The following is a 22,073-nucleotide window of genomic DNA, read 5'->3' on the forward strand; positions in this document are numbered from 1 at the left end:
CGGTATTTACTCTAGGTGACTGCCGACAGCGGGTTCTGTGATGCCTTGAAAAAGGCGCACAAACACGCTACGCGCATGTCTGGCAGCTCTCAGGTAATCCTCTTCGAGTTGCCGCTCTGCACCTGCAGGGTAACCGAGGATACGAGCCACCGCGCTGCGCTGAGCATCGGTAGCCGGCAGGATATCAACTTTGTATCCGCGTGTCCTGCCCAAGGCTAAGGCATTTGCCGCTCTAATTTTTGAGGCTAACACCCATGCCTCTCTTAACTGCTTTTGGTCAGAGTCACTGACCAGGCCAGCATCGGTTAAGGCGGCTAAAGCTACCAGCGTGGAGCTTACCCGCAAACTGGGATGGAGGCGGGCGTGCTGCAGCTGTGCGAGCTGCACAGTCCACTCCACATCGCTTAATCCCCCCGGGCCCAGTTTGACGTTTCGGTTGGGTTTTTGCCCACGAGGGAGTCTTTCCTTTTCCATCCTCGCCTTGAGTAACCTAATCTGTTTAATCTCGTTGTCAGTCAACGGCTGATGCCACCTGCGCTGGTCAACAATCCGCAAGTAGCTTTCCTGCACTGACTCATCGCCGGCAATTGGCCTAGCTCGTACCAGAGCCTGCCGTTCCCAGGCTACCGACCAGTCCTGATAATAACGCTCTAGTGACTGAAGTGACCTTGCTAGCGGACCTTGCTTGCCCTCTGGGCGCAAATCAAAGTCAACTCCCAGCGAATTGGGTTCCGCCTGGAGAATCTGACGTAACTGGGTAGCCACTGCGGCCCCGATGCGAGTGGCCTCGGACTCTTCGCAGCCTGCATCATCATGGATTAGCACTAAATCAGCATCGGAACCATAACCGCATTCGCGCCCGCCGAGTCTTCCCATCGCAATAACCGCCATCGGCAAGGAGTCCGCTCCTTCGGTGGCATTCCGCGCCACCATCAAGGCATTCTCAATAGCCACTTGGGTACAATCAGCCAGTCGCCTTCCGCTAAGGGCAACATCCATGCCAAAAATCATGTCCGCACAGCCGGCTCGAGAAACCTCACGCGAACGAATTGAGCGAATTCTTTGGCTGGCATCGGCGAGGGTTTCTTGCCGGGAGATTACCGCCTGCGTTTCAGTGCGTAGCTGACCGATTGATAACGGCGCAAGCTCATCTTCACCGTCTAGCCAACGAATCAAAGTCGGCTGAAGTTTGATGGCATCGGACAGATACAGGGAACTAGACAGGATTAAGCACAGGCGCTGGGCGGCCTGTTTTGAGTCACGGAGAGTTCTCCCGAACCACTGACTGCCTCCCACTTCCTCGGCGATAATCCGAAACTCAAGTAAACCTCGGTCCGGGTTAGCCCCATCAGCCAGCCACCCCAGCATGGCGGGGAGAACCTGGCGGACAATTGAGGCTCTCCTCGACACTCCTGCAGTCAAGAAACCGATATGGCGCAAAGCAGCCCTCGGATCTAGGTAGCCGATAGCTTTGAGACGGTCTTCAGCGGCACTCTCAGAAAGACGTAAATCCTCATTACTCAAAGCTGCGGTTACTGAGAGCAAAGGACGATAGAAAATCTGCTGGTGGAGCTCCCTGACCCGAATCCGGAGCCGCTGCCACTCATTCTCTAAGTCTTCAGCGCTCAGCAGTTCTGTCCTGTCCAGTTCCCCCTCACCGGATAGTCGAGCACAAAATGAGCGGGCATATCTACGTAACCTCTCGAGGCTATCTGGCACCACATGACTTCGTTTCAGCTTCTCCAACTGGATGCGATGTTCTAGCGTCCGCAAATAACGGTAGGCATACTCCAGTTCTGCCGCCTCAGCGCGCCCAACATATCCCCCTTCACATAACTGGGCCAGTGCCTCCAAAGTATTAGGAGAGCGAACTGACTCATCAACGCGGCCATGAACTAGTTGCAGCAACTGGACAGTGAACTCTACATCTCTCAGCCCTCCGGGACCTAACTTGAGGTGGCGTTCACGCTGTTGCCGGTTAATATTAGATTCAACCCGCCGACGCATCGCACGCGACTGTTCCACAAAATCGGGACGTGCCGAGACCTCCCAAACCAGCGGGCGTACCATAGCGACGAAATCACGCCCCAAGCTAAGGTCGCCTGCGACAGGACGCGCCTTCAGCAGAGCTTGAAACTCCCATGGCTGAGCCCACTTCTGGTAGTAACTGCGGTAGGAGTCTAGCCCTCGTACTAAAGCACCATCCTTACCTTCTGGCCGTAAAGCAGTGTCAATCGGCCACAACGGACGCCAACGACCCGGACCTGAAACAATGGTGGAGAGTGCAACCGCTAGACTAGTAGCCGCAGACAAAGCGGCTCCCTCAGTCATTTCTTCGGGCCACTTCGCCACGAAGATAAGGTCAACATCAGAAATATAGTTGAGCTCTCGTGCGCCTGCTTTACCTAAGGTTAAAACCGCCAAAGAAAGTCCCTCATTTGCTTGGGGAACCTGCCTTCGAGCCAGTGTCAGCGCCGCCTCCAAAGTGGCGTCAACAAGCGTTGAAATACGCCAAGAAATCTCAGGGAAATCGGATGTGGAATCGGCAGCGAATAGGTCACTGACTGCAATCTCAATCAAGAGAGCGTAATATCTTTCCCTAATCTCATCTACCCCACCGGCAGCATCTGACATCTGCGCGGCAAAGCCTGCTGCGATGTCCTCATGGCTGTGCAACGACCCCAAGACTGGCAATGTCAGGGCTGACAGCAGATCGGGATAGGCGATAATCAAATCTGCTAAGGCATCTGAAAGACCTGCCAGACGCAAAAATCTTGACCAAAGGACTGGAGTTTGTGAAAAGCACTCAACCGCGTCAGCGTCGGCCTCTTGCAGACGCAAAAGCGCCAGTACGGCCGCGTCAGGGTCACCGCAATACTTTAGTAGCGGCCAGTACTCTTCAGGGAAATTCAGTTCCCCTTTCTCCACCCAAGTTTGGAGCTGTTCAGGCCGACGCAGACCGAAAGCGCGTAGTTGAGTATTGTCGAGAGCAGCCATGGGACCTAGTTCGTGATATTCAAGAAGTATTCGTACTCCCAGGCGGTAATCTGGCGTCGGTACTCTGTCCACTCGGCCCGCTTGTTACGCTGAAAGTACTCGAACACTTCTTCCCCCAAAGTGTCAGCAACCAAGTCGGAATTAGCCATTAGATGGACAGCTTCCGACAGCGAACGCGGTAGCGCCTCAATTCCCATAGCTTGACGTTCCCCGTCAGAGAGCATCCAAACATCATCTTCAGTTTCGTCGGGCAGCTCATACTTCTCAGTTACACCGCGCAACCCGGCGGCCAGTACCACCGCAAGTGCTAGATAGGGGTTTGCGGCGGAGTCCATGCCTCTGAACTCGATTCTTGACGAGGAAGATTTCCCTGGCTTATAAAGCGGTACGCGTACCAAAGCGGAACGGTTGTTATGTCCCCAGCAAACATATGAGGGGGCTTCTCCCCCGCCCCATAACCGCTTGTAAGAGTTCACGTGCTGATTGGTGACTGCGGCGATTTCACGGGCATGTCGTAAAATACCTGCCATGAAGCGGCGTCCAGTAAGTGACAGCTGATACTGTCCCGACGGCGAGTAGAAGGCGTTCTCCTCTCCCTCGAACAAGGACAGGTGTAGGTGCATCCCCGACCCGGGCTCATCACGGAAAGGTTTTGGCATGAAAGTGGAGACAACCCCCTCTTGATTTGCCAGCTCATTGATTACTGTGCGAAGCGTCATCATATTATCCGCCGCACTCAACGCATCCACAGCTCGTAAATCAATCTCGTTCTGCCCTGGACCGCCTTCATGATGGCTAAACTCCACATTGATTCCCATGTCCTCCAAGGTGGACACCACCTTGCGCCGGAAACCGTGCGCCATTCCGCCAGAGACATGATCAAAGTAGCCGGCACGATCCAAAGGTTCTGGTTCTGATTTTAAATCCGTAACCGCTCGTAACAGATAGAATTCAATCTCAGGATGAACCCGGAAAGTAAAGCCTAGCTCCTCTGCTCGTTTAATCTGACGCTCCAGCACACCCCGTGGATCTGAGTAGGCTGGTTCCCCATCGGGGCCCAGCACGTCACAAAACATACGGGCCATTCGGTGTTCTTCATCCCATGGCAACATCTGGAAAGTTGAGGCATCCGGACGTAGCAACATATCGGACTCATAGATACGAGTCATGCCCTCAATCGATGATCCATCAAAACCGATGCCTTCGGTAAAGGCATCTTCCAGTTCGCCTGGATCAATACTGACACCTTTAAGCACACCGGAAACATCAGCAAACCAGAGCGTCAGAAAACGAATGTTATTCGCAGCCACTCGGCTGAGTACTTCTTCTTGCATCTGGTTCATTATGCTTCCTCTACAATCTCAATAAATTTAGTCCATGATAAGATTCCCTCGGCTCAGAATTACTTTGAGCCGAGGGAATCAACATCAGCTAGTTTTGGCTTTCGCTTTTACCGTTGAAGCCATTCGTGATCGACTGCAAGGCTGCGGTCAGTTCAGTCGGAACCACCCACACCTTCGAGGCCTCACCTTCGGAAAGCTTCGGCAGCATCTGCAAGTACTGGTAGGCCAACAGTTTGGGATCAGGATTGCCAGCATGAATCGCATCGAAGACCTTTTGGATGGCTTCAGCTTCACCCTGTGCCGACAGAATAGCGGACTGCGCTTCGCCCTCGGCTCGCAAAATGGCGGACTGTTTCTCACCCTCGGCGGTTAAAATCTGTGATTCCCGCAAACCCTGCGCCTTCAAAATGGTGGCGCGCTTATCACGCTCGGCTCGCATCTGCTTTTCCATGGCCTGCTGAATCGAGGGAGGCGGCTCAATCGCTTTGAGCTCCACCCGGTTGATCCGGATACCCCAGTTTCCGGTGGCCTCATCGAGGACTCCACGGAGCTGCCCGTTAATATGATCACGGCTAGTCAAAGTGGCTTCCAGGTCCATCGAACCAATCACGTTACGCAATGTAGTCACAGTGAGCTGCTCAATCGCTTGTGAAGTTAGCGATCTCGTAGGTGGCTCTGGCCGGCTGATTAACCTGATAGTAAACAACAGAGTCAATCGAAACCGTTACGTTGTCGGAAGTAATTACCGGCTGCGGCGGGAAAGACACCACCTGTTCACGCATGTCAATACGTGCCACCACTCGGTCAATAAACGGAATCAAAACATGCAGGCCACCGTGCCATTCTGCCTGGAACTTACCGAGACGTTCCACCACGATAGACCGCGACTGGGGCACGATGACAACCGCTCGTAGCATGATGATGACAACCAAAACGACGGCAATAACCACCAATATAGTTGTCAGGAAAGACTGTGTAATATCTCCCATTACCCCTCCAGATTATTCGGATTGTGATTTATCGTGGCTCGTTAAAGAGATGACTGCAGTAGCACCATCAATCCCAGCGACAAAAGCTTGAGTACCTGGCGTAATCACCGAGCCATCTTCTGAACGAGCAGACCAGATCTGACCGCTGATTCGAACCCTACCAGAATCCTTAGTGACAGTTTCAGTTATCTCAACACTCTTCCCCACCAAACCAGCTACGTTGGTTACCAGATTGGGACTGCGTTTCTTAAAATGGGCGCGCGCCCATGGTTTCACACCAAAAAGCAAGAGGAGTGAGACCACAACGAAAACCACTACTTGAATGGTAAGGCTATCTGGTTTAACCCATGCCGTGATAGCGCCGCTAAGGGCGCCGCCAGCAAGCATGAGGAAAGTCAAATCGACAACCATTACCTCAATGATTACAAGGACTAAGGCTGCTAGCAGCCACCAGATTGGGTTCATTTATTTATCGCCTTCCGTGAGCCCACCAACGGCCTTGGGATGATTCAACCTGAATCTCCATACCGAAGGCTTCACTCAAGTTTTCACTTGTTAAAGTAGCGGCAATTTCACCTGAGTGTAATACCCGCCCAGCCGACATAATCAGGACATGGGTATATCCAGCCGGGATTTCCTCGAGGTGATGAGTCACCAAAAGCATAGCCGGGGATCGGTGATCGCCCGCTAGTTCGGTCAGTGCCATCAGCAAGTTTTCACGCGCCCCCAAGTCTAGACCTGAAGCGGGTTCATCCAGAATCAGTGCCTGAGGATCTGCCATGAAAGCACGAGCCACCTGCACACGCTGTTTCTCTCCATTAGATAAGGTGCCGTATAGTCTTTCAGCTAGCTCCGCCACCGAAAAGGCAGCGAGCAGGTTATGCGCCCGCTCCAAGTCGATATCTTCATAGCTTTCCCGAAAGCGGCTTGTCCTGCCCTGCGCGGCAGCTAGCACCACGTCCAATACAGTCTGCCGAGCCGGCAAGCGAGTAGCCAAAGCTGATGACGAATAACCCACCAGAGAGTTCAGCTCCGCACTGGGGACTTCCGCTACTGGCTCACCAAGGATGTCCACCGACCCGCTGGTGGCAGGCAGACGTCCCATCAGGAGTTTCGTCAAAGTGGTTTTACCTGCGCCATTCGGACCCAGCACAACCCAGTGTTCCCCTACCTTCTGACGCCAATTGAGCGCAGTTAAGATAGCAGTATTATCGATATTGACATTAACGTCGTTGAGTGAAAAAACTGTGTCCATGTAAATATTCTACTTGTTATACTCCGCCAACACTGTCTCATATACGGCAACGGTACGTTCAGCGATACTGGCCCATGAGAAATGTTCCTCTACCCGGCGTCGTCCAGACTCACCCATCTGTTTAGCAAGCTGAGGATCTGCTAGTACGCGATTGATTCCGGCAGCCAGATCAGCCACAAACTTATCTGGGTCTAGAGGCGTTCCAGTTCCGTCCTGAGCCTGTTCGATGGGAACTAGCACGCCAGTTTCTCCGTCAACAATTACATCCGGAATGCCCCCGGTAGCGGTTCCGACCACAGGCAAAGAAACTGCCATCGCTTCCAAATTCACAATGCCTAGGGGCTCATAGACTGAAGGGGTGACGAACACAGTCGAGTTATCAAGTACCGCGACAAGATCGCGACGCGGCAGCATATCTTCAACCCAGATCACCTGTCCACGCTCTTCGCGCAACTGGTCAACTAGGCCCACCACTTCACGCATGATTTCTTCGGTATCGGGAGCACCCGCACAGAGGATGATTTGCACTTGGGGAGGTAGCTCATGCAGTGCCCGCAACAGATAGGGCAATCCCTTCTGACGGGTAATCCGGCCGACAAAAACGACAGTGGGAATGCCAGCTTTAATACCAAGACGTTCCAAAGTTGCAGCCGCGTGCGCCTGGCCGGCCTCACTATGATCGGGCAACCAGCTCTCAAGATCAATCCCGTTATGGACGACATGCACCTTAGCAGGATCAATTTCTGGGTAGCAACGCAAGATGTCGTCACGCATACCGTTCGAAACTGCAATGATTCCAGCCGCACCTAGGTAAGCGGTCTTCTCAGCCCAAAGCGATACTTGGTATCCACCGCCAAGCTGCTCAGCCTTCCAAGGACGCAGGGGCTCCAGAGAGTGAGCGCTAATCACGTGGGGTACCCCGTGCAACAGGGAAGCCCAGTGCCCGGCCATATTGGCATACCACGTGTGGGAGTGGACTAAATCTGCTCCGGTGGCTCCGGCTGCCATTTGTAGGTCTACGCCGAGGGACTGCAGGGCCGGGTTAGCGTCTTTAAGTTCAGAAAGATTGCTGTAGCCGGATACACTCGGGTTGTCTGTACGGGGGCCATCGAAGGCATGCACATGAACATCAACATGTTCGGCAAGTACTTTCGACAATTCTTCTACGTGTACTCCAGCTCCGCCATAGACATGAGGAGGGAATTCCCGGGTTAAAAGATCAACTCTCATTTGCACAACCTTTCTAGTTCTACCCATATTGTACTGTCATTTAGGACACATGACAGTGATTTAGTCGTTAGAATACGACTATGAGTAACCCACGCGTATTAGCAATTGTTCTCGCCGGCGGCGAAGGTAAGCGTCTTATGCCCCTCACTGTGGATCGGGCTAAGCCTGCAGTCCCCTTTGGCGGGCATTATAGATTGATTGATTTTTCTCTCTCTAATATCGTCAACTCTGGTTTCTTGCAGGTTGTCGTCTTAACCCAGTACAAATCGCACTCTTTGGACCGTCACGTTACTTTGACATGGCGCATGTCCAATCTTTTGGGCAATTTCGTGGCTCCGGTTCCGGCGCAGCAACGAATGGGCAAGCACTGGTTCCTAGGTAGCGCCGACGCCATCTACCAGTCCATGAATATTGTTGAAGATGAGAAGCCCGACTATATTGTCATCACCGGTGCAGATAATATTTACCGGATGGATTTCAGCCAGATGCTGGATCATCACATCGCTTCCGGTCTGCCTTGCACGGTAGCTGGTATTCGCCAGCCTTTGTCTTTGGCCAACCAGTTCGGCGTGATTGAGGCTAAAGACGGGGTCATCACCAACTTCTTGGAGAAACCTGAGAATTGTAAGGGGCTACCCGATGCGCCCGATCAGGTGTTAGCCTCGATGGGCAACTACATTTTCACCACCAAAGATTTGAAAGAAGCACTATCGATAGATGCCCAAGATTCTGAGTCAGCACATGACATGGGCGGCAATATTGTCCCCTATTTCGTCTCCCAAAACGCTGCTGGCGTGTATGACTTCATTGATAATGACGTCCCTGGCGCATTGGACCGCGACCGCGACTACTGGCGTGATGTAGGTACTTTGGATGCCTACTATGAGGCGAATATGGATTTGGTGTCAGTGAACCCGGTGTTCAATCTGTACAACCAAAACTGGCCGGTATTCACAGGTCTGTCGGGTTCTTTTGCTCCTGCTAAGTTCGTTTACGGCAGTGCGGACCGGATGGGCGTGGCAATTGATTCGATTGTCTCCCCTTCGGTGATTATTTCCGGCGGTAAGGTACAACGTTCAGTTCTCTCCCCCGGCGTGTATGTGCACTCTTGGGCAGATATTTCTGGCTCCGTACTGATGCACTCCACCAAGGTGGGCCGCGGTGCGGTAGTACACCGCGCTATCTTGGATAAGAACTGCGTGGTTGAGCCGGGCGCTCAGGTCGGTGTCGATCTGGACCGTGACCGGGAACGCGGTTTGACCGTGACAGAATCCGGAATTGTGGTAGCCCCCAAGGGTCTAGTAATCCGCAAGTAGCCTGCAAGTCACTGTGCCCTAGAGCTGCGGTTCTAGGGCACAGTTGTATGTAGTACCTGCACTAGTTGACAACTTCCGTAGTTGATTTCCGAGGGCGTTAGGTCGCAATCAAGCACGACTGCGGTGGCTGTGGGAACCCCATGATTGAAGATTTGTGCTTGTGCTTCATTAGCTACTAGTTGAGCAGCGGTCGCTGAAATAGTCGGCTCATGTCCGATGATTACAGTGGTCGCGGTTTCACTCAACCTGATAATTTCTATCAGGTCATCCATCCATGCCTGATAGATTTTTCGATCTTCCACAACGTCAGCGAATGACTGACTTGGTTGTATCGCCGCCAGGGTTTGCCGCGTCCGCAGAGCTGATGACACATACACCGTTACTGGATCTACCAGATAATCGCCAAGTAGCCTGCCGAGGGCGGCCGCTTGCTCTTTACCGCCCGTAGTGAGAGCTCTACCGTGGTCTCCAGAATCGGAGTATCTCTCAGCAGTAGCATGCCTGATTAGAACGATACGAGTGCCCATCTGTCAACTTTCTGAAAGTCGTTTGAATCTAGGTCAAGGTTACCAAATCTAGATAATCTTCCGACCAAAGGTCCTCATCCGCATCAGGCAAAATCAACACTCGGTCAGGATTGAGAGCTTCAACTGCTCCCGGATCGTGGGTGACTAGAATAACTGCTCCCTCGTAACTAGCTAAAGCTTCCAAAATCTGTTCCCGCGAGGCAGGATCTAGGTTGTTAGTAGGCTCATCGAGTAGCAGCACATTCGCAGCAGAGACTACGAGCGTGGCCAGCGCCAGGCGGGTCTTCTCACCTCCGGAAAGAACTGCAGCAGGCTTGTCCACGTCTTCACCGCTGAAAAGGAACCGCCCTAACACATTGCGGGTTTGAGTATCATCAAAATCTGGGGCGGCTGCAGCCATATTCTCCAAAACGGTAGCGTGCACATCGAGGGTTTCATGTTCCTGCGCGTAGTAGCCGAGTTTAAGCCCGTGGCCGGCGATTACCTCACCGTCGTCAGCTTCCTCGACCCCAGCTAAGATACGGAGCAAGGTGGTCTTACCGGCACCATTCAAACCCAAGACAACTACTTTTGAACCACGGTCAATCGCTAAATCCACGCCAATCAACACATCCAGTGAGCCGTAGGATTTAGTAATCCCGCGCGCCTCCAGCGGTACTCTACCGGAAGGCGCAGGGTCGGGAAAACGAATATTCGCAACCTTCTCCACGGGAGCAGATTCCTCCACCGAAGCCAACAGCTCCTCAGCCCTACGTAGCATCTGCTGAGCGGCAACGGCTTTGGTTGCTTTTGCTCTCATCTTTTCGCCCTGTAAACGCAGCGCGGCAGCCTTCTTTTCCGCGTTAGCCCGCTCCCGCCGTCGCCGGCGTTCGTCATCAGCGCGTTGCTTTAAGTACTCAGCCCAACCCAGATGGTAAATATCCATTACCCCGCGTGAGGCATCCAAGTAAATGACTTGATTAACTGTCTCTTGGAGGAGCTTGACATCGTGGGAAATAATCACACAACCACCAGGATAGTTGCGCAAATATTCTCTCAACCAGATGATGGAGTCATGGTCTAGGTGGTTTGTTGGTTCATCCAAAAGCAGCACGTCAGCCTCTGAGAAAAGCACTCTGGCCAGCTCTACTCGCCGGCGTTGGCCGCCCGAAAGAGTGTGCAGAGGCTGTTCCAGAACCCGGTTTGGCAGCCCTAAAGAGTTCGCAATTTGAGCGGCTTCCGCGTTTGCTCGCCATCCCCCGGCAACCGTAAATTCGTGATCTAGACGGGTGTATCGTTCCATCGCTTTGACCTGTTTATCTCCGGTCAAAGTCCCCATATCGCGCTCGGCTTTCTTGATGCGAGCAAGTAGCTTATCGATGCCACGAACCTCAATAATTCGCGCCCTAGCAGTCTGTTCAGGATCTCCCACGCGAGGATCTTGGGAAAGGTATCCAACGGTTCCATTCGAGTGGACTGAGCCTGAGAACTCCACAATGTCTGAGTTAGAGTTATCTCCCGCAAGTAGCCGCATGGTGGTGGTCTTCCCGGCACCGTTACGTCCCACCAGACCAATCCGCATGCCCTTATCTACTTTAAAGGAGGCCTCTTTGACGAGGGTGCGCGCCCCGATTCGTACGGATAGGTTAGATACATTAATCACTGGCTCATTCTAACTGCTTAGAGTACGATACGCGGAGAGCAGACCGCCTAATGTGACCCGCTCCCCTAAGGTAGAACAGCGAGCGCCTAAAAGGGTGTAGGGGTAACATTTAAACGTTGATTAGTTCCGCCACGGGCATGGGCGTTGAAGGAGAACCAGTGGTACAGAAAAGTATTGCAGAGCAAGCTCACGCACATTACGACCGTGGGGTTCCTTTTGAGATACCTCTTCCCACTAGGTCTTTATATTTCTTACTAGAGACCTCCGCACGCTACTATCCAAACAATATTGCGATTGATTTCTTCGGCCGCACCTGGACTTATGAGAAGCTACTGCGTGAGGTCAACCAGGCAGCACAGGTGCTCTATCAGATTGGTGTCCGTAAGGGCGATACCGTTGCTTTAGCAATGCCAAACTGCCCGCAGCATTTCGTCGCTTTCTACGCTCTCATGCGCTTGGGAGCTGTGGCTGCGGAGCATAACCCTTTGGCTCCTGACGCACAGATTGCAGGCCAGTTGGAACGCAATGGCGCGAAGGTAGCGATTGTATGGGAAAAGTGCGCCTCCTCCTACACACAGATTGTGGAAGATGGAGGCACCGTATTCAGCGTAAACCTATCCGCATCAATGCCCGCAAAGTATCGTTTCGCTTTGAATCTACCCGTCAATAAGGCTAGGAAAAAGCGCGCTCAAGTAAGGGCAGATGTACCTGCAGAGTACCTCAGCTGGGATAACGAAGTCGCGAACTCGCGTCTGCTCGCTGCCACGGTTCCGCATGCCGAGGTTGATGACATCGCAGTTATTTTGCACACCGGCGGCACTAATGGAGTCCCAAAATCTGTGCCGCTGACACATCTTAACCTAGGTGCGAATGCTAACCAGAATATTTTCTGGGTCTGGAAGCTACACGAAGGGGCAGAAACCTTCTGGTCCCTACTTCCCTACTTTCATGCCTTCGGCCTGACTTTCTTCCTGATCTGTTCCGTGGCTTTAAGTAGCACCCAGGTCATGCTTCCTCAGTTTGATGTGGATGCCGCCCTCGATGCGCATAAACGTCGACCGATTTCTTTCTTTGTCGGTGTTCCTCCAATGTTTGACCGCTTAGCCAAAGCCGCCCGTAAACGCGGTGATGACTTGACATCGATTAAGTTCGCTATCTCCGGCGGAATGCCGCTTTCTCGGGAAATCGCAGAGCTTTGGGAACACACCACCACGCACTACATCATTGAGGGCTACGGAATGTCAGAGACTGCACCCACCATGTGCGGCTCCCCACTCACGCCTGAGCGCAGACACAGTAGTTTGGGATTACCCTTCCCCTCAACTGAAATCCGACTTGTCGACCCGGCCAATCCCTCCATGGATGTGGAGGACGGGCAACCTGGCGAAATTCTAGTCAAAGGTCCACAGGTTTTCTCCGGATATCTAGACGCCCCCGAAGAAAACCAGCGCGTATTCCATGATGGCTGGCTGCGCACCGGCGATATCGCACGCAATGAAGACGGCTTCCTAGTCATGGCTGACCGTCTAAAAGAAATGATCATCACATCCGGTTTCAATGTCTTCCCCTCAGAGGTAGAAGCAGTATTTAACCAGATGGAAGAAATTGAGTCCTGCACTGCGGTTGGAATTAGCGACCCAGAATCAGGCGAAAAAGTGGCTCTCGCCATTGTTCCCGCTGAAGAGCAGGAAGGTAGACTCACTTTGGCCGATATCAGGGCTTTCGGTGAAGCGCACCTGCCTCACTATGCGCTACCGAAAATTGTGGAGCTATTCGAGTCACTACCCGTCTCACAGTTAGGCAAAGTGCTTCGCCACACAGTGCGGGACCAGATTACCCAGCGGCAAGGTAAACCTAAGGCCTGAAGTCACAAGTACATCAGGCCTTAGAACTGAACTAGCAGTTTCGATTAAACGTTGAACCCCAGAGCACGAAGCTGCTCACGCCCATCGTTTGTAATGCGATCTGGACCCCACGGTGGCATCCATACCCAGGTAATGGTGACACCGTTAGCAATCGGTTCAAGCACCATCTGCGCCTGCTGCTCAATCACGTCAGTGAGCGGGCAAGCCGCAGAAGTCAAAGTCATATCTAAAGCAACATGATTATCTTCTTCTACTGCCACCCCATACAGCAAACCCAAATCAACTACGTTAATGCCGAGCTCCGGATCGATCACATCACGGAGAGCCTCTGCGACGTCCTCAGCTGCTAAGCTCCCCCGAGAAATCATATCGGGGCCATCTGAGGGCTCCGGCTCCGGCAGCGTGAAACGCTGGCTTACCGGCTCAGTAGCAGCCATCGGATTCACGACCTGGCTGGGATCGTTAAAATCTTGATTTGTCATTAGGATTCCTTCGTTTCAGCAGTAGCAATGGCATCTCGAAGAGCCATCCAGCCTAATAGTGCACACTTCACACGTGCCGGGAACTTAGAAGCACCGCTTAGCGCAGCTGCGTCCGCAAGTTCATCGAGGTCATCTTCACTCAGTTCGGCGCCTCGCGAATGCATCATCCGCGAGAAAGTTTCCGCAAGATGTTCACGCTCTTGCGTGCCCATCCCCACTACCATCTCAGACATCATGGATAAAGAGGCTTGAGAAATCGAACAGCCTGAGCCATCCCAGACCAATCGTTTCACCGAACCATCCTCGGCCAAATCAACGCCGAGAGTGACCTCATCACCACAGGTAGGATTAACCTGATGACTGCTTCCGGAGATGTCTTCAGGAACAGATCCGCTTCCGCTACGGGCACGTGCGTGATCTAAAATCACCTGCTGATAAAGCTGTTCAAGTTCCGACATGCTACCCTCCAAAAAAGCGGATGACCCGATTAATACCAGCTACTAGCCTATCGGTTTCAGTCACGCTTGTCGTTAGTGAGGCAGAGGCTCTTGTCGAAGAGCGAACACCAAAATGGGTGTGCAGAGGAATCGCGCAGTGATGCCCAACCCGAACCGCTACATCCTCGTCATCTAGAATCTGCCCAACGTCGTGAGGATGTACTCCCTCAACCTCAAAGGAGACCACCGCGAGACGAGAATCCATTGATTTTGGTCCCAAGATGCGCACTTGCTTGATCGCTTTTAACTGATCCAGCAGATGCTCACCAATTGCTCGCTCATGCTTTTCGATCCGGCCGAAACCAACCTCATCATAGAAATCAAGTGCTTTAGCCCAACCAACGGCTTGCGCAACCGGCTGCGTGCCAGCCTCGAACTTAGCGGGAGCCTCATGGAAGGTAGCTTCCTCCATAGTCACCCAAGTCACCATGGAACCACCGGTCAAGAAGGGAGCCAGATGCTCCAGTACTTCGGCGCGCACATATAGAGCACCAATACCGGTTGGACCCATCATCTTATGCGCGGAAAATACCGCCGCATCCACCCCCAAATCATGGAGGTTAATAGGCAGATGAGCAGAGGACTGGCAGGTGTCAAGCACTACTAGAGCGCCCACCCGTCGAGCAGCCGCAATGATTGGTTCCAAGTCAGTAATCGCGCCCGTCACGTTAGAGGCGTGCGTAATTGCCACAATCTTGGTGGAGGAATTGATTTTTTCCGCCAGGCGCGAAGTATCAATTAATCCATCTTCGGTTGCATCCAACCAAGTGAATTTAGCTCCTGAACGCTGACAGGCTTGCTGCCAGGGAACAATATTGGCGTGGTGCTCCACCACTGTAGAGCAGACCTCATCACCGGGTCCAAGCGTCCACGGGCTAGCTTTCCCGACTCCCGCCGAGCAGACGAAAGCCAGCAGGTTGAGACCCTCTGTGGCGTTCTTGGTCCAAATGATTTCTTCTACATCTGCACCGACAAAATCGGCCAACCGCTTCCGAGCCTGTTCAAAGGCCACAGTTGATTCATCAGCCAACAGGTGGGTTCCCCGATTCACCGCCGCGTTATTATTCGCATAGTAATCCGAGACAGCGGAAATTACCGACTGTGGTTTTTGCGAGGTCGCTGCAGAGTCAAGATAGGCGATGGGGCGCCCTCCTCGCCCTGTCCGAGACAGGATGGGGAACTGCCCGCGCAGCTGCTCTAACTCAAGAGCGGTAAAACCAGACCCTAGTCCAACTGAAACCTCAGACATGACTCATTTGACCAGGTACTTGTCGTATCCGTCAAGCTCGAGCTTGTCAGCCAGCTCCGGCCCACCCTGATCAGCGACGCGACCATCCACGAAAACGTGGACAAAGTCAGGCTTAATATAGTTAAGGATGCGAGTGTAGTGAGTAATCAACAAGATACCTGAGCCAACATTATCGTGAACCCGATTAACCCCCTCCGAAACGATGCGTAGAGCATCCACGTCAAGACCGGAGTCAGTTTCATCCAAGATTGCAAAACTAGGCTTGAGTAGCTCCATTTGCAAGATCTCGTGGCGCTTCTTCTCGCCGCCAGAAAATCCCTTATTGACGTCGCGCTGAGCGAAGACCGGATCCATACGGAGCTTTTCCATTGCTTCATTGACGTCTTTCACCCATTGACGCAGAGCCGGAGCTTTACCATCGATAGCGGTCTTAGCGGTACGGAGGAAGTTGGAGACGGTTACGCCGGCAACCTCGACAGGGTACTGCATCGCAAGGAACAGGCCTGCGCGAGCACGTTCGTCAGCGGTCATCTCACCAAGATCTTGGTCATCTAGATAGGCGTGACCGGAGGTGATGTGGTAGTTGGGATGGCCGGCCAGAGAGTAAGCCAGCGTGGATTTACCAGAACCATTCGGTCCCATCACGGCGTGGATCTCACCAGATTTAATCGTCAGATCCACCCCCTTCAGAATCGGCTTCGGTCCGTCTTGAGTTTCCACAGAAACGTGGAGATCCTCAATCTTTAATGTTGACATGTTGTTTTCCTTCCTAGGCGCCTAGGTCGCAGCCAAGGCTTCTCTCCAGAGCTAAGATAAATAAATTTTCGAGGGGGTTTAGACGGTACCAGCAGCAATTTGACCGGTCATCATGAGTTCTTCCTCAATCTTTTCCATCAGGTGTTCGTCGACTTCAGGAACTCCAATTTGGTTAATCAGTTCGCCGAAGAAACCAAGCACCACTAGGCGGCGCGCATCAACTTCAGGAATACCGCGTGCACGTAGATAGAAGAGCTGCTCATCATCGAAACGACCGGTTGCGGACGCGTGGCCAGCGCCTACGATTTCGCCGTTTTCAATTTCCAAGTTCGGCACTGAATCTGCTCGGGCGCCTTCACTGAGAACCAAGTTACGGTTTAGCTCGTAGGTATCAGTACCGAAACCTTCTTTACCAATCAGTACGTCGCCAACCCAGACCGCATGGGCATTCTTCCCCTGTAGCGCCCCCTTGTAGGTGACTCGAGAAACACAATTGGGCTTTGAATGGTCAACGAAAAGTCGATGTTCGTGATGCTGTCCAGCGTCGGTGAAGTACAGACCCAAAAGTTCAACATTCGCACCGGGCTCAGAGAAACGCGCATCAGTGCAGATGCGTACCAGGTCGCCACCCAAAGTCACCACAATATGCTTTACCTCAGCATCCTTCGCGGCCGTAATCCGGTAATTTGCCGCGTGAATAGAACTCTCATCCCACTCTTGGGTAGTAACAACTGTTACCTTAGAGCCCGCGTCAGCAATAATCTGTACAGTCTCGTTGTAGAGAGCATGACCATAGTGTTCAAGCACGACAATCGCACTGGATTGCTCTTTCACGTGGATCAGGGTGCTACCAGCTGCTGGCCGTTCGTGGGTGCCGGTCATCTTCACGATTACCGGGGTGTCCAGCTCGGTGCGAGCAGGGACTTCAATCATCATGGTTTCTTTCCAGTTTTCCCAGGCCAGTGCCGAGGTCCTATCCTGCGGACCACCAGCTAAGGCAAGCTGCGGGGCGTGAGAGCAATCCAGATATGACACACTGACATCATCAGGAGCCTGGATTTGAGCAGCGGGAACTTCTCCCTCATAGTTTTCTTCCATGAGTGGCCGAATCCGCTTCATCGGGGTGAAACGCCATTCTTCCTCACGGCCGGTGGGGAGAGGGAAATCTGCTGACGAAAACGAAGTGGGACGCTCCGCGCGAGAACCGGAAGGTTTGACGGGCTTTTGCTGAGGGCGCGCCACGCCAGGGGTAAGTTCCTGGTTGTCAGGGAGCACAGTATATTCAGTCATTAGCCAACGGATCCTTCCATTTGCAGTTCAATAAGTCGGTTCAGCTCTAGCGCGTACTCCATGGGGAGCTCACGAGCGATTGGCTCCACGAAACCACGCACGATCATTGCCATTGCTTCGGTTTCCTCCATGCCTCGGCTCATCAGGTAGAAGAGCTGGTCTTCGCTGACTTTAGAGACCGTAGCCTCGTGTCCCATTTCAACGTCATCGGTACGCACATCTACATATGGGTAGGTGTCAGAACGTGAAATCTGGTCAACCAGCAAGGCATCACACAGTACGTTGGACTTGGCGTGATGGGCACGAGCCATCACCTGCACTAATCCACGATAGGCACTCCGTCCGCCATTGCGAGCCACCGATTTCGAGACGATTGAGGAGGAGGTGTGGGGCGCCATATGCACCATCTTGGCACCGGTATCTTGATACTGGCCTTCACCGGCGAAAGCGATGGACAGAGTTTCACCGCGAGAATGCGGACCCATCAGGTAAACAGCCGGGTATTTCATAGTGACCTTAGAGCCAATATTGCCATCTACCCACTCCATTACGCCGCCTTCTTCTACGACGGAACGCTGTGTCACCAGGTTATACACGTTATTTGACCAGTTTTGGATGGTGGTATAGCGAACGCGAGCGTTTTTCTTGACGAAGATTTCGACCACTGCAGCGTGCAGTGAATCGGTGTCGTAAATCGGGGCGGTACAGCCCTCAACGTAATGAACATATGAGCCTTCATCCGCGATAATCAAAGTGCGCTCAAACTGACCCATATTTTCGGTATTAATGCGGAAGTAAGCTTGGAGGGGAATCTCCACATGCACGCCCTTCGGGACGTACACGAAAGAGCCACCGGACCATACCGCGGTGTTTAGAGCAGCAAACTTGTTGTCTCCGGCAGGTACGGCTTTGCCAAAGTACTCTTGGAAGATTTCAGGGTATTCACGTAATCCAGTATCAGCGTCGAGGAAGAGGACCCCCTGTTTTTCTAAGTCTTCGCGAATCTGATGGTAAACCACTTCAGATTCATACTGGGCGGCAACACCAGCAACTAGGCGTTTCTTCTCTGCCTCTGGAATACCAAGTTTGTCATAGGTACGTTTGATATCTTCCGGAAGATCTTCCCAGGTCTGAGCCATCTTCTCCGTAGATTTAACGTAGTACTTAATCTTGTCAAACTCGAGATCGGAAAGATCTGCACCCCAAGCAGGCATCGGCTTAGCTTCATAAGTCTCTAGTGCCTTGAGACGGCGCTGGAGCATCCATTCTGGTTCGTTCTTGCGACCAGAGATATCGAGAACAGTCTGCTTAGTGAGGCCGCGTGGCGCGCTTTGGCCTGCAGTATCAGAATCGTGCCAGCCGTACTCGTAGGCACCGATAGATGCAATAATCTCTTCATCAGATTGTTGGGCATCCACAGGTGGAGTAGGTGATGGAGTCATCGATTTCCTTCCTTGATTGATGCTGCCGCTGCAGCTATACGCGTTCCTTTTCGAATTGTCGGCATGCCAACTGGAACGTGGGTGGTACAAACATGTTCACCGCCTGCCAAAGTAGCAAGACGTTGCACATGAACGTTGAGTAGTCGTGAAAAAGCCGCAGTCTCCGCTTCGCAAAGCTGTGGGAATTCGTGTGCCACATTCTGCACCGGACAGTGTCCCTGACAGAGCTGAATCGCAAAACCGTTGCCGACTTTCCGAACTGTCGCAGCGTAGCCATCTGCGGTTAGCGCATCAGCTAGCGCGCGGGCACGCTCCTCTGGGTCATCCCCCACCTCACGGACCACTGGCGCGTACTTGCGCTCAATTTCACGAGACCGTGAAGCAGCGAAAGAGTTGATTGCATCTCGCCCTGCTACCTGTCCCATGTATTCCAAAGCTCGCGAAGCCAACTCTGCATAGTCTTCCGCAAGGGAACGGTGAGCGGCCTTAGTCGCCACATAGTGGCGTGCTGGGCGGCCTCTCCCCCGTGAAGTTTCAGTGGGAATCTCCAGTACTTCGATGGCCCCATTTTTCTCTAGAGCGGTAATGTGTCTACGCACAGCTGCCGCAGTGAGATCTAGGATTTTTGCAAGCACAACCGCAGTGACTGGCCCTTTTTCAACAATTAAGTCCAACACTGCCTGCCGGGTGCTTACATCATCGCCGCTACTAGCCATGAGTAAACTCCTTCCGCGTGGCGTCAAACTAACAACACCAGCATACCCGTAATTGGGAAGCGTGGCGTTGCGTAATTACTGTTAGCTGACAACCCGACAGAAAATAAGGTTTACCTAAGCCAGCGAGATTCCGCTGGTCTTAGCGTGCTCCACCCTTTTTCACGTGAGTAATATGTGACTAACGTCCCAGTTACGGCAGAGGGGTTATGTAGCTTTCCTGCAGCCACCGCAGCCGCAGCATCATCTAAATCCACCCAAGCCCATTCGAACAGCGCTTCTTCTTCATCTCGCTCAAAGGTTTTTTCCGCCTCGGGAATTTCTTCCAAATCACGAGCTAGAAAGATTCGCAGGGATTCAGTGTGACCGCCCGGGGTCGCAAAGTAATCAACTAGCACATCCCACTGATTGGCGTGCAAATCAGTCTCTTCTGCCAACTCACGTTGAGCCGCCTGAAGATAGTCCTCCCCCGCAACATCCAGCAAGCCGGCAGGGTACTCCCACAGTGACACCCGCACAGGATGGCGATACTGCTTAATCATAAGAACCTGTTCACGTCCGTCCACCACCCGCAAAGGGACCACAGCAACCGCACCGGGATGCTTAACGTACTCACGACTAACCGGCTCACTACCTTCAGTCAGACGCACCTGGTCTTCATGCAGTGAGAAAAATCTCCCCTGCCAAATATCCGTGGTGTTTTCGACGGGCTTTGCTATCCGTTCATCAACTAGTTGACTAGCCTCCAACACCGGAATATTCATCAGTCTTCCTCGGATCTGCGATGCGACTTATAGACCTCAGCCTTGCGTTCCAAAGCAGCCTTAACCAAGCCTGCAAACAAAGGGTGCGGACGGGTGGGACGTGACTTGAACTCAGGGTGAGCCTGCGTCGAGACGTAATACGGATGCAAGGAACGATCCAGCTCAACAAATTCCACCAGACCACCCTCGGGTGACTGACCTGAAACCAGCAAACCATGTTCAGCGAGCTGTGCACGGTATTCGTTGTTTACCTCAAAGCGATGCCGGTGACGTTCACTAACCTCAGTTGAGCCATAAACTTCAGCAACCAAAGAGTCAGGCTGAAGGCGAGCAGGGTAAGCACCCAAACGCATAGTGCCGCCTAAATCTGCCTGCCCGGAGATAGCTTCCAGCTGATCATTCATAGTGGCAACCACCGGGTATGGCGTATTCGGATCCATCTCAGTACTGTTAGCACCCACAAGACCGAGGAGGTTACGAGATGCCTCAATAATCATGCACTGGAGGCCCAGGCAAATACCCAGGGTAGGCACCTTGTTTTCGCGAGACCAACGCAGGGCACCCAGCTTGCCTTCGATACCGCGCACACCGAAACCACCCGGCACAAGCACGGCATCCACGCCGCCTAGTGCGCGAGAAGCCCCCTCCGGCGTTTCACAGCTATCGGAAGGCACCCAACGAATCTTCACCTTGGTCCAATGAGCAAAACCGCCAGCAATTAGAGCTTCCGAAACAGAGAGATAGGCATCATGCAGGTCAATGTACTTACCAACCAGCGCAATCTCAACCTCATGGCGGGGCTCACGCACACGCTCCAAAACTCCGTCCCACTGACTCCAATCCACAGGACCAGCGTCAAGGCGAAGGCGATGCAATAGGTATGAATCCAGTCCTTCGCGATGAATTGTCTTAGGAACCTCATAAATCGAGGCCGCATCCGGACACTCAATCACGGCATTACGATCGACATCGCACATCAAAGCAATCTTAGCCTTGACACCTTCAGGTAGCTGACGATCAGAACGGCACACCACTGCATCCGGAGTAATACCAATTGAACGCAACTGAGCAACTGAGTGCTGGGTAGGCTTCGTCTTGAGTTCACCAGCGGAAGGAATATAAGGAATCAACGAGACATGTACGAACACACAGTTGTCGCGTCCCAGATCCTGGCGCACCTGGCGTGCAGCCTCAAGGAAGGGCAACGACTCAATATCACCAACCGTACCGCCGATTTCGGTAATGATTACGTCAGGAGGGGTAGAGCCATCGCTCGGGTGTGCCTGAGCGCGCATTCTTTCCTTAATCTGATCGGTGATATGAGGAATCACCTGTACGGTATCCCCCAGGTATTCACCGCGACGTTCTTTCTGCAACACCGTGGAGTAGACCTGACCGGTGGTGGCATTCGCACTGGCGCCAAGGTTTACGTCAAGGAAACGCTCATAATGGCCAATATCAAGGTCTGTCTCGGTACCGTCTTCGGTCACGAATACTTCGCCATGCTGGAATGGGTTCATAGTGCCCGGATCGATATTGATATACGGGTCAAGCTTTTGCATTACCACGGATAAACCACGTGAACGAAGCACGTGCCCCAACGAGGAAGCGGTTAATCCCTTACCTAGCGACGATACGACACCGCCGGTAACGAAAACGTGTTTGGTAACGATACTCTGAGATTCAAATTTGGTGTCCACGGGCTTTAATCCTAGC

18 protein-coding genes and 1 pseudogene are annotated in these 22,073 nt (G+C 52.8%); 2 read left to right on the top strand and 17 right to left on the bottom strand.

Annotated elements, in window-relative coordinates; translation table 11 throughout:
* Window positions 1-6: 6 nt before the first annotated feature.
* From BM477_RS04075 to glgA, 6 genes and pseudogenes are all read right to left on the bottom strand, one after another.
* The gene (locus tag BM477_RS04075) at window positions 7-2,997 is read right to left on the bottom strand and encodes a bifunctional [glutamine synthetase] adenylyltransferase/[glutamine synthetase]-adenylyl-L-tyrosine phosphorylase (RefSeq protein ID WP_075361389.1); all 2,991 of its coding nucleotides are present in this window, start codon (window positions 2,995-2,997) and stop codon (window positions 7-9) included.
* Window positions 2,998-3,002: 5 nt separating this feature from the next.
* Entirely contained in the window at window positions 3,003-4,340 is a 1,338-nt protein-coding gene (glnA, locus tag BM477_RS04080) for a type I glutamate--ammonia ligase (RefSeq protein WP_075361390.1), read from the bottom strand.
* Window positions 4,341-4,449: 109 nt separating this feature from the next.
* Window positions 4,450-5,257, bottom strand: a pseudogene (locus BM477_RS04085) (SPFH domain-containing protein); the annotation flags it as partial.
* Window positions 5,258-5,341: 84 nt separating this feature from the next.
* A complete protein-coding gene (locus BM477_RS04090) occupies window positions 5,342-5,794 on the bottom strand; it encodes an NfeD family protein (RefSeq protein WP_075361391.1) in 453 nt (150 codons plus the stop codon).
* A gap of 4 nt (window positions 5,795-5,798) precedes the next feature.
* Window positions 5,799-6,584 carry an ABC transporter ATP-binding protein gene (locus BM477_RS04095; protein WP_075361392.1) on the bottom strand — a complete coding sequence of 262 codons (786 nt, stop codon included), beginning with the start codon at window positions 6,582-6,584 and terminating at the stop codon, window positions 5,799-5,801.
* A gap of 9 nt (window positions 6,585-6,593) precedes the next feature.
* Window positions 6,594-7,814 (bottom strand): glycogen synthase, encoded by a 1,221-nt coding sequence (glgA, locus tag BM477_RS04100; RefSeq protein ID WP_075361393.1) that lies wholly within the window; start codon window positions 7,812-7,814, stop codon window positions 6,594-6,596.
* An 80-nt stretch (window positions 7,815-7,894) separates the two neighbouring features.
* Here glgA and glgC point away from each other — a divergent pair, with 80 nt between their 5' ends.
* Complete coding sequence (gene glgC, locus BM477_RS04105) at window positions 7,895-9,130, top strand: glucose-1-phosphate adenylyltransferase (protein WP_075361394.1); 1,236 nt, start codon at window positions 7,895-7,897, stop codon at window positions 9,128-9,130.
* 32 nt (window positions 9,131-9,162) lie between these two features.
* On the opposite strand, the gene BM477_RS04110 is transcribed toward glgC, so the two are convergent.
* Window positions 9,163-9,657: a SixA phosphatase family protein gene (locus BM477_RS04110; RefSeq protein ID WP_075361395.1), complete on the bottom strand. Its 495-nt coding sequence runs from the start codon at window positions 9,655-9,657 to the stop codon at window positions 9,163-9,165.
* A 28-nt stretch (window positions 9,658-9,685) separates the two neighbouring features.
* A complete protein-coding gene (locus BM477_RS04115) occupies window positions 9,686-11,299 on the bottom strand; it encodes an ABC-F family ATP-binding cassette domain-containing protein (protein WP_075361396.1) in 1,614 nt (537 codons plus the stop codon).
* A 158-nt stretch (window positions 11,300-11,457) separates the two neighbouring features.
* On the opposite strand from BM477_RS04115, the gene BM477_RS04120 reads away from it, so the two are divergent.
* Complete coding sequence (locus tag BM477_RS04120) at window positions 11,458-13,164, top strand: AMP-binding protein (protein WP_245792862.1); 1,707 nt, start codon at window positions 11,458-11,460, stop codon at window positions 13,162-13,164.
* A gap of 44 nt (window positions 13,165-13,208) precedes the next feature.
* Here BM477_RS04120 and BM477_RS04125 read toward each other — a convergent pair whose 3' ends face one another.
* From BM477_RS04125 to BM477_RS04165, 9 genes are all read right to left on the bottom strand, one after another.
* Window positions 13,209-13,601 carry a metal-sulfur cluster assembly factor gene (locus tag BM477_RS04125; RefSeq protein WP_075361435.1) on the bottom strand — a complete coding sequence of 131 codons (393 nt, stop codon included), beginning with the start codon at window positions 13,599-13,601 and terminating at the stop codon, window positions 13,209-13,211.
* 44 nt (window positions 13,602-13,645) lie between these two features.
* A complete protein-coding gene (gene sufU / locus BM477_RS04130; RefSeq protein WP_075361398.1) occupies window positions 13,646-14,104 on the bottom strand; it encodes a Fe-S cluster assembly sulfur transfer protein SufU in 459 nt (152 codons plus the stop codon).
* Window position 14,105: 1 nt separating this feature from the next.
* Window positions 14,106-15,392 (bottom strand): aminotransferase class V-fold PLP-dependent enzyme, encoded by a 1,287-nt coding sequence (locus BM477_RS04135; protein WP_075361399.1) that lies wholly within the window; start codon window positions 15,390-15,392, stop codon window positions 14,106-14,108.
* A 3-nt stretch (window positions 15,393-15,395) separates the two neighbouring features.
* Window positions 15,396-16,148 (bottom strand): Fe-S cluster assembly ATPase SufC, encoded by a 753-nt coding sequence (gene sufC, locus BM477_RS04140; protein ID WP_075361400.1) that lies wholly within the window; start codon window positions 16,146-16,148, stop codon window positions 15,396-15,398.
* A gap of 78 nt (window positions 16,149-16,226) precedes the next feature.
* Window positions 16,227-17,438, bottom strand: coding sequence for a Fe-S cluster assembly protein SufD (gene sufD / locus BM477_RS04145; RefSeq protein WP_084543696.1), 1,212 nt, complete (start codon window positions 17,436-17,438; stop codon window positions 16,227-16,229).
* Window positions 17,438-18,880 carry a Fe-S cluster assembly protein SufB gene (sufB, locus tag BM477_RS04150; RefSeq protein ID WP_075361401.1) on the bottom strand — a complete coding sequence of 481 codons (1,443 nt, stop codon included), beginning with the start codon at window positions 18,878-18,880 and terminating at the stop codon, window positions 17,438-17,440. The genes sufD and sufB overlap by 1 nt, the downstream gene beginning before the upstream one ends.
* The gene (locus BM477_RS04155) at window positions 18,877-19,596 is read right to left on the bottom strand and encodes a helix-turn-helix transcriptional regulator (RefSeq protein WP_075361402.1); all 720 of its coding nucleotides are present in this window, start codon (window positions 19,594-19,596) and stop codon (window positions 18,877-18,879) included. Before BM477_RS04155 ends, sufB begins: the two co-directional genes overlap by 4 nt.
* 110 nt (window positions 19,597-19,706) lie before the next feature.
* Window positions 19,707-20,357: an NUDIX domain-containing protein gene (locus BM477_RS04160; protein WP_075361403.1), complete on the bottom strand. Its 651-nt coding sequence runs from the start codon at window positions 20,355-20,357 to the stop codon at window positions 19,707-19,709.
* Window positions 20,357-22,057, bottom strand: a complete 1,701-nt coding sequence (locus tag BM477_RS04165; RefSeq protein ID WP_075361404.1) for a CTP synthase — start codon at window positions 22,055-22,057, stop codon at window positions 20,357-20,359. The genes BM477_RS04160 and BM477_RS04165 overlap by 1 nt, the downstream gene beginning before the upstream one ends.
* Window positions 22,058-22,073: the final 16 nt, after the last annotated feature.

The sequence above is a fragment of the Boudabousia marimammalium genome, from assembly GCF_001936115.1.
Classification (GTDB): Bacteria; Actinomycetota; Actinomycetes; order Actinomycetales; family Actinomycetaceae; genus Boudabousia; species Boudabousia marimammalium.